Here is a 2,492-nt window from a genome sequence, read left to right on the forward strand (position 1 = left end):
TGAGTCTTGGATCCACCCCCCCCCACCGCTGCGCGCGGGGGGGGCGGGGTCCCCAGCCCGCCCAGCCCAGCTCCCCCCCCCCCAGGTCGGGGGGCGGCGCCCCCCCCCCCCCCCGCGTCCAGTCCGCGGTCCTCCATCGCGGCGGCGAACCAGTCGTGGCGGTGGCTCGGTTCGGACCGCTCGGCGTGATCGAGCATGCCGATCCGCCGGTGCCCCGCGTCGGTCAGGTGCCGGATCGCGGCGGCGACGCCCTGCTCGCCGTCGATCCGGATCGCGCTGAACCGTTCGGAACGGTGGTCCCGGTCGATGACGACGACCGGCATCCCCCGGGTGAGGCGGTCGATGACGTCCTCGGTCAGGCTCAGATACCCGACCACGGCGTCCACCTGGGAGGCGATCATCTCCAGGGTGTCCCGCTCCTCCTCGACGCGGTCCCGGGTGTCGTACACGACGACGTGCCAGCCCCGGGCCCGTGCCGCGTCCAGGGAGGCCGCGGCGACCTCGGTGAAGAACGGGTTGAGCAGATCGGGGATCACCAGCCCGACGCTGATCGTGTCCTGCCGCACGAGCCCCCTGGCGAACCGGCTCGGCCGATAGCCCAGGGTGTGGACGGCGTCCAGGACGCGCTGCTTGGTGGCCGCGCCGATCTCGCCCTTGTCGTTGAGCGCCCGCGACACGGTCTGCCGGGAGACTCCCACGCTGCGGGCCACATCGTCGATGGTCACCTTGCGGGAGCCGGTCCCTGAGGACACCATCCCTCACCTCCGCGTGTTGGAGACGCGTGCGCGTCGGCGAAAGACACCGGATGAACCCCGGGCATCGAGAGCCTTGACACTCGACCGCGCCGAAGCGCACACTCCCGTGAACGCTCACGGTATCGCTCACGTTAGCGCTCACGGTCACAGATTCCAACCAGAAGGCATCCGCCTCCAGGTGTCAACGTCGACCCTCCTAGCGCCGTCGCTAGTGGTTCTCTGGGAACGGAAGATATGAGCAGCACAATCTCTCGCACTCGCCTCGTCGTCGCAGCCGCGACCGCGGGCATGATCGTCCTCGCCGGGTGTTCGTCGTCGGACTCGGGCTCGTCGTCCGACAGCGCGTCCGGCGCCGCCTGCGAGCCCTCCGAGGGCAAGGTCACCCTTCAGTACTGGAACACGGTCAACGGCATGGACAAGGTCGTCGACCTGTGGAACAAGGAACATCCGAACATCCAGGTCGAGTCGAAGAACATCTCGAACGACCAGTACGGCGCCATCGGCAACGCCCTCAAGGCCGGTAGCGCGCCGGACCTCGCCCAGGTCGGCTACGACCAGTTGCCCACGCTGCGCTCCCAGGACGCGTTCGTGGACGCCTCGGCCTGCAAGACGGCCGCCGACGCCAAGTCGGAGTTCGTGCCCTGGACCTGGTCGCAGGCCAGCTTCGGCGACGAAGGGGTGTTCGCCATGCCGCAGGACACCGGGCCGATGGCGCTGTACGTACGCACCGACATCTTCGAGAAGTACAACGTCCCGATCCCGACGACCTGGGACGAGTACGAGACCGCCGCGGAGCAGCTGCACAAGGCGGACCCGGATCTCACCATCACGTTCTTCGACCCGAACAACGCCGAGTGGTTCAACGGGCTGCTCTGGCAGAACAACGCGAACATGTACAGCTACTCCGACGACAAGTGGCATGTCACCGTGGAGTCGGACAAGAGCGAGCAGGTCGCCGACTACTGGCAGAAGCTGATCGACGACGGTCTCGTGCGCACCGACCTCGCCAACGGGTCGACGCAGATGTTCGCCGCGTACCAGGACGACGAGATGGCCACCCAGATCGGGGCGGCCTGGGGCTACACGGGTATCCGGGACAACCTGCCCGACCAGTCCGGAAAGTGGTCGATCGTCCCGATGCCGACCTGGACCGAGGGCGGCAACTCCGGTGACTGGGGCGGCTCGACCGTCGCCTTCATGAAGGGCGGCGAGCACCTCTACGAGGCCGCCGAGTTCAACACCTGGCTGAACACCGACCCCGAGGCGCTCGCGATGGCGAACGAGCTGGGCGGCCTGTACCCGGCCGCCACCGACGGACTGGATCTTCCGGCGCTGTCCGAGGGCGTGCCGTACTACAACAACGAGAAGATCTTCGACGTCTTCGCCGAGTCGTCCAAGAAGGTCGACACCGATTTCACCTGGGGCCCCACCCAGAAGACGGTGAACCTGGCGCTCCAGGACGCGATGGCCAAGGCGGTGGCCGGTGACGGCAAGCTGACCGACGCGCTCGCCGCTGCCCAGGCCTCCGCGCTGAAGTCGATGGAAGACCTGGCGATCCCGGCCACGGCGGGGCAGTGACCGAAGGATGACCGACATCGCCACCCGCCCCCACCACGCGGTGTCACCACCGCCCCGGGGGGGGGGGCCGCCGCCCCCCGGGGGGAGGGGGGCGCCCGCCGCCCCCCCCCCCCCCGCGCGCAAACCCACCACACAAGCGAGGAGCGGAAGGTGTGTGAG

2 protein-coding genes are annotated in these 2,492 nt (G+C 68.9%); one reads left to right on the forward strand and one right to left on the reverse strand.

Translation table 11 applies throughout. The features are described 5' to 3' along the window. Window positions 1-755: LacI family DNA-binding transcriptional regulator (locus ACFXAZ_RS28120; protein ID WP_384596874.1), on the reverse strand; the 755-nt coding region annotated here is incomplete at its 3' end. 234 nt (window positions 756-989) lie between these two features. Between ACFXAZ_RS28120 and ACFXAZ_RS28125 the strand changes: the two genes are divergently transcribed. After that, a complete protein-coding gene (locus ACFXAZ_RS28125) occupies window positions 990-2,333 on the forward strand; it encodes an ABC transporter substrate-binding protein (protein WP_384596876.1) in 1,344 nt (447 codons plus the stop codon). Window positions 2,334-2,492: the final 159 nt, after the last annotated feature.

The sequence above is a fragment of the Streptomyces sp. NPDC059477 genome, from assembly GCF_042749375.1.
Taxonomy (GTDB): Bacteria; Actinomycetota; Actinomycetes; order Streptomycetales; family Streptomycetaceae; genus Streptomyces.